Annotated in this window: 5 protein-coding genes; 3 read left to right on the top strand and 2 right to left on the bottom strand. The window is 71.3% G+C overall.

Features of this window, described 5'->3' with window-relative positions; all coding sequences use genetic code 11:
- Positions 1 to 733 (bottom strand): FCD domain-containing protein (locus tag QR77_RS06025; protein WP_040020118.1); only part of this gene is annotated, 733 nt, incomplete at its 3' end.
- An 88-nt stretch (positions 734 to 821) separates the two neighbouring features.
- Between QR77_RS06025 and QR77_RS06020 the strand changes: the two genes are divergently transcribed.
- The 3 genes from QR77_RS06020 to QR77_RS06010 are packed head-to-tail and all read left to right on the top strand — an operon-like array spanning position 822 to position 4,359.
- Complete coding sequence (locus tag QR77_RS06020) at positions 822 to 2,186, top strand: glutamine synthetase family protein (RefSeq protein ID WP_040027380.1); 1,365 nt, start codon at positions 822 to 824, stop codon at positions 2,184 to 2,186.
- Between the two features lie 8 nt (positions 2,187 to 2,194).
- Positions 2,195 to 3,571, top strand: coding sequence for an aldehyde dehydrogenase family protein (locus tag QR77_RS06015; protein WP_236710546.1), 1,377 nt, complete (start codon positions 2,195 to 2,197; stop codon positions 3,569 to 3,571).
- A gap of 5 nt (positions 3,572 to 3,576) precedes the next feature.
- A complete protein-coding gene (locus QR77_RS06010; RefSeq protein ID WP_040020117.1) occupies positions 3,577 to 4,359 on the top strand; it encodes a 3-oxoacyl-ACP reductase in 783 nt (260 codons plus the stop codon).
- A gap of 55 nt (positions 4,360 to 4,414) precedes the next feature.
- Here QR77_RS06010 and QR77_RS06005 read toward each other — a convergent pair whose 3' ends face one another.
- Positions 4,415 to 5,617 carry an amino acid deaminase/aldolase gene (locus QR77_RS06005; protein ID WP_040020116.1) on the bottom strand — a complete coding sequence of 401 codons (1,203 nt, stop codon included), beginning with the start codon at positions 5,615 to 5,617 and terminating at the stop codon, positions 4,415 to 4,417.
- Positions 5,618 to 6,150: the final 533 nt, after the last annotated feature.

Below are 6,150 nucleotides of genomic sequence, written 5' to 3'. Positions count from 1 at the left end.
CGAGAAAGCCGCGCAACAGCGCCGCCGTACCCCCGCAGTGCTCGCGCATCACCTCGCGCGCGCCGTCGGCGTCCCCGTCGAGCACCGCCTCGACCAGCGCGGTGTGCTGCGCCTGCGAGTGCTCCAAGTTCCTTACGAGCAGCGGGATGCAGTCCAGCAGGTCGTTCACGGTCGCCCGGACCGCCGCGTACTGCGCCGCCAGCGTCGCCGATCCCGACAGGCCGGCGAGCGTGAGATGCAGCAGTGTGTCGAGCCTGCGGTACTCCGGCAGCGGCGCGTCATGCGTCGCAGCGAGGGAGGCGCGCAGCGCGTCCCGCTGCTCGCCGGTCAGCCCGTGCGCCGCGCACAGCCCGGCGGCGCCGACCTCCAGCACCTCACGGAAGCGCAGGATGTCCTCGATGTCCACGGCCTCGACGCGCCGCCGCAACTCCCGCCCGGCGCCCCGGGCCGGGGTGTCCGGCCTGGGCCGTACGAAGGTCCCGCCGTACCGCCCGCGCCGGCTCTCCACCAGGCCCTGATCGGTGAGCACCTTGAGCACCTCGCGCAGCGTGACCCGGCTGATCCGCAGCCGGTCGGCGAGGTCGCGCTCGGCGGGCAGCCGCTCGCCGCCGGCCACCAGGCCGAGCCGCAGCACCTGGAGGATCTGTTCGAGCGCCTCCTCGAAACCGTTGCCCGCGCGCACCGGACGCAGCACGGGAGTCAGCCGGTCCGGGGGATCGAATCTCTCCACCACGCCGCCGTTTCCCCTTCCCAAGCAATGGTCCACAGGAATACCTTATGGCTTCCGGATGGCTTCCGGCCGACCGAAGGAGGAGCACCCCGTGGCAGACCGCACACCCCCGCTCAGCGTCGACGAGCTGCGCGCCCTGGTGGCGAGCGGCGAGATCGACACGGTCGTCCTGGCCTTCCCCGACATGCAGGGCCGGCTCCAGGGCAAGCGGTTCGCCGCGCCGTTCTTCCTGGAAGATGTCCTGGAGCACGGCACGGAAGGCTGCAACTACCTCCTCGCCGTCGACACCGAGATGAACACCGTCGACGGATACGAGATGTCCTCCTGGGAGCGGGGTTACGGCGACTTCGCCATGCACCCCGACCTCACCACACTGCGCCGGCTGCCCTGGAACGAGGGCACCGCGTTCCTCGTCGCCGACCTCGCCTGGAACGACGGCTCGCCCGTCGTCGCCGCGCCCCGGCAGATCCTGCGCGGCCAACTGGAGCGCCTCGCCGGACACGGATTCACCGCGCACGCGGCCACCGAGCTCGAATTCATCCTCTTCAAGGACACGTTCGAGCAGGCCTGGGACGCCGGCTACCGGGGTCTGACCCCCGCCAACCAGTACAACATCGACTACTCCGTCCTCGGCACCGGACGCAACGAGCCGCTGCTGCGCCGTATCCGTAACGAGATGGCCGGCGCGGGACTGACCGTCGAGTCGGTCAAGGGCGAGTGCAACCCCGGCCAGAACGAGATCGGCTTCAAGTACGCCGAAGCGCTCGTCACCTGCGACCAGCACGCCGTCTACAAGACCGGCGCCAAGGAGATCGCCGCCCAGGAAGGCGCCTCCCTCACCTTCATGGCCAAGTTCAACGAGCGCGAGGGCAACTCCTGCCACATCCATCTCTCGCTCCAGGACGAGCGGGGCCACAGCGTGATGGCCGGCGAAGGACCCGGCGGGATGTCGGCCGTCATGCGGCACTTCCTCGCTGGCCAGCTCGCCGCGCTGCGCGACTTCTCGCTGCTCTACGCGCCGAACATCAACTCGTACAAGCGCTTCCAGCCCGGCTCCTTCGCGCCCACCGCCGTCGCCTGGGGGTACGACAACCGCACCTGCGCGCTGCGCGTCGTCGGCCACGGCCCCTCGCTGCGCTTCGAGAACCGCCTCCCCGGCGGCGACGTCAACCCGTACCTCGCGCTCTCCGGCCTGGTCGCCGCCGGTCTTCACGGCATCGAGAACGAGCTGGAGCTGCCCGAGGAGTGCACGGGCAACGCCTATACGGGCGACTACGCGCACGTCCCCACCAGCCTGCGCGAGGCCGCCGAGATCTGGGAGAACAGCCCCATCGCCCGCGCCGCCTTCGGTGACGAGGTCGTCGCGCACTACGGCAACATGGCGCGCGTCGAGGTGAAGGCCTTCGACGCGGCCGTGACCGACTGGGAGCTGCGCCGCTCCTTCGAACGCCATTGAGGAACGCCGTGCACGATCTGGAACCCACCGAACACCACGTACTCAACCCCGCCACCGCCGAGCGGATCGCCACCGTCGCCGCGACCACCAGGGACGAGGTCGACGTCGCCGTACGGCGCGCGGCGAAGGCCCAGCGCGGCTGGGCCGCCGCCCCCCCCGCCGACCGCGCCAGGCTGCTGCGCCGCTTCGCCTCCGCCGTCGACGCGCATACGGAGGAGCTCGCCGCGACCGAGGTCCGCGAGGCCGGACACACCATCGGCAACGCCCGCTGGGAGGCGGGCAACGTCCGCGACCTGCTGAACTACGCGGCCGGGGGAGTGGAACGCCTCAGCGGCCGGCAGATCCCCGTCGCCGGCGGCATCGACATCACCTTCCTCGAACCGCTCGGCGTCATCGGCGTCATCGCGCCCTGGAACTTCCCGATGCCGATCGCCGGCTGGGGCACAGCGCCCGCACTCGCCGCCGGGAACGCGGTCCTCCTCAAACCCGCCGAGACCACCCCGCTCACGGCGCTGCGGCTGGCCGAACTCGCCCTGGAGGCAGGCCTTCCCGAGCACCTCTTCCAGGTGCTGCCCGGCGCGGGCGCCGTCACCGGCGACGCGCTGGTCGAGCACTCCGGCGTCGCGAAGATCGTGTTCACCGGCTCCACCCGGGTCGGGAAGCAGATCATGGCGAAGTCCGCCTCCCTGGTGAAGCGGGTGACCCTCGAACTCGGCGGCAAGAGCCCCAACATCGTCTTCGCCGACGCCGACCTCGAACAGGCGGCGGCCACCGCGCCGATGGCGTTCCTCGACAACGCCGGGCAGGACTGCTGCGCCCGTACCCGCATCCTCGTCCAGCGCGCTGCGTACGACCGGTTCCTCGAACTCCTCGCCCCCGCCGTCGAGTCGGTCGTCGTCGGCGACCCCGCCGACGAGCGGACCGAGATGGGTCCGCTGATCTCGGCGGCCCAACTGAAGCGTGTGGAGGGCTACATGCCCACGGAGGCCACCGCGATCCGGGGCAACGCGCCGTCCGGCGGCGGCTTCTGGTTCCCGCCGACCGTCATCACCGACGCCCCCGCCGACTCGCCGGTCGCCACCGAGGAGGTCTTCGGACCCGTCGCCGTCGTGCTGCCGTTCGACGACGAGGCCGACGCCGTACGGCTCGCCAACGCCACCGAGTACGGCCTCGCCGGGTCCATCTGGACCAGGGACGTCGGCCGCGCCCTGCGGGTCTCGCGCGCCGTCGCCGCCGGGAACCTCTCCGTCAACTCACACAGCGCCGTCCGCTACGGGACACCCTTCGGCGGCTACAAACAGTCCGGACTCGGCCGCGAACTCGGCCCCGACTCGCTCGTTGCTTTCACCGAGACCAAGAACGTCTTCATCAGCACGGAGGCCTGAGCACCATGTCCGACAGCCCCATCTGCCGCCGGCTCGAAGGCCGTACGGCCGTCATCACCGGAGCCGCCAGCGGCATCGGCCTCGCCACCGCGCGGCGGCTCGCCTCCGAGGGCGCGCACATCGTCTGCGGCGACATCGAAACGACGACGGGCAGCGCGGCCGCCGAGGAGGTCGGCGGGACCTTCGTACGCGTCGACGTCACCGACGCCGACCAGGTCGAGGCGCTGTTCAAGACGGCGTACGACACCTACGGCAGCGTCGACATCGCCTTCAACAACGCGGGCATCTCACCGCCCGACGACGACTCGATCCTCACCACCGGCCTCGACGCCTGGCGGCGGGTCCAGGAGGTCAACCTCACCTCGGTGTACCTCTGCTGCAAGGCGGCCATTCCCTATATGCGCAGCCAGGGCAAGGGATCGATCATCAACACGGCGTCGTTCGTCGCCCGGATGGGCGCGGCGACGTCGCAGATCTCGTACACCGCCTCCAAGGGCGGTGTGCTCGCGATGTCCCGCGAACTCGGAGTGCAGTTCGCCCGCGAGGGCATCCGGGTCAACGCCCTGTGCCCGGGGCCGGTCAACACCCCGCTGCTCCAGGAGCTGTTCGCGAAGGACCCCGAGCGGGCGGCCCGCCGGCTGGTGCACATCCCGGTCGGCCGGTTCGCCGAGGCGCACGAGATCGCCGCCGCTGTCGCCTTCCTCGCGAGCGACGACTCGTCGTTCGTCAACGCGACCGATTTCCTGGTCGACGGCGGAATCGCGGGAGCCTACGTAACTCCCGTATAGCTGGGCCGAGTCCGGGCGGGACAGGCAGAGAAAGCCGCCGCCGCCCGGACACCGCTCACAGAAACGTCCGGCCCTCGCCCCGGTACGTCGGCACCGTCGCCGTCACCCGGTCGCCCTCGATCAGGTGCAGCGCGGCGAACCGCTCGCACAGCTCACCGGCCTTGGCGTGCCGGAACCACACCTTGTCGCCGATCAGCAGGTCGTCGGCGGCGGAGCCCAGCAGCGGGGTCTGCACCTCGCCGGGGCCCTCCTGCTTGTCGTAGCGCAGCCCCTCGGGCAGATACGGAACGGGCAGCCGGTCCGCGCCCGGCGCGCCCGACGCCGGATAACCGCCGCCGAGCACCGTCACCACGCCGACACCCGGCCGGCGCACCACGGGATGCGCGAAGAGTGCGGCCGGACGGGCGGTGAACGACGTGTAGTTGTCGAACAGCCGTGGCGTGTAGAGCCCCGAACCGGCGGCGATCTCCGTCACCGCGTCCTCGGCGGCCGTGTGCTGGACGCTGCCCGTACCGCCGCCGTTGACGAACTCCAGATCGGGCACCACGGTCCTGACCGCGCGCACCACGGCCCCGCGCCGCTCCGCCAGCTCCTTGCGGGCCGTCGACTGCATCAGCCGGATCATGCCCGAGCGCAGCGGACGCCCGGCCAGTGAGTCCCCGACACCGGCCACATGGCCCTCGTACGCCATCAGCCCGGCCAGCCGGAAACCGGGCCGCCGTTCGACGGACCGCGCGATCTCGGCGAGCTGGGCGGGCTCGCGCAGCGGTGAGCGCAGGGCGCCGAAGCGTACGCGGCCGCCGAACAGCCGCAGCGACGTGTCCATTTCGAGACAGACGCGGATCTCCTCGCCGCCGCCGTCGCGGGCCGCGTCGATCAGCTCCAGGTGCGCCGGGTCGTCGATCATCACCGTGATGGCCGCGGCGAGCTTGGGATCGGCCGCCAGCTCCGCGTAACCGGCCCGGTCCACCGAGGGATAGGCCAGCAGGATGTCCTCGAAACCGGAACGCGCCAGCCACAGCGACTCGTCGAGGGTGAACGACATGATCCCGGCGAAGCCGTCCCGGGCGAGGACCCGCTCCAGCAGGCTTCGGCAGCGTACGGATTTGCTCGCCACCCGGATCGGTTTCCCGGCCGCCCGTCGGACCAGATCGTCGGCGTTGGCGTCGAACGCTTCGAGATCCACGACGGCGAGCGGGGCGTCGAGATGGGTGGTGGCCCGGTCGTACCGGGCCCGGTCGGTGGCGCGCGGTGTCATGGAGCGAGCTTGCCAGACATGATTACCACTCGGTAGAGGGACGATCAGGGCAGATCCTCCCCGGCCTGCGTATCTGTTCCGGCCGGGCCCGCGCGAGCCCATGGCGCGAACCCGTAGAGTGACCGCACGCGGGCGATGAACGGGGCCGCCGCGCGTGGTGACGTACGGCGTCGTTCTGCCTCCGACCGGGCAGGTACGACGAGCCGCGTACCGGAGAGCCGGACCGGACAGCGCAGGGGGGCGGATGAGCACAGAAGCGCGGCGCGCCGATGTACCACCCCGCCCCACGACACCACCCGGCACACCTGACACACCAGCAGCACCGGTCCCGCCTGCCACGTCCACGTCGGCGGAGTCACCGAAGCCTGCCGTGGAGTCCGTGGCCGGGAGGCCGAGCCCGGATCCGGCCCCCGAGGAGCCGGCCACCGGAGAGGTACGTACGGGAGAGGCACGTACGGCAGAGACGCGTACCGAACAAGCGCGTACCGAACGGCCGCCCGTCCCGCCGCTGCCACGCACCGCGCCCCGGATAC

Origin of the sequence: Streptomyces sp. 150FB (assembly GCF_000818195.1) — a bacterium.
Lineage (GTDB): Bacteria > Actinomycetota > Actinomycetes > Streptomycetales > Streptomycetaceae > Streptomyces.
This window is presented reverse-complemented; position numbering and strand designations above follow the sequence as displayed.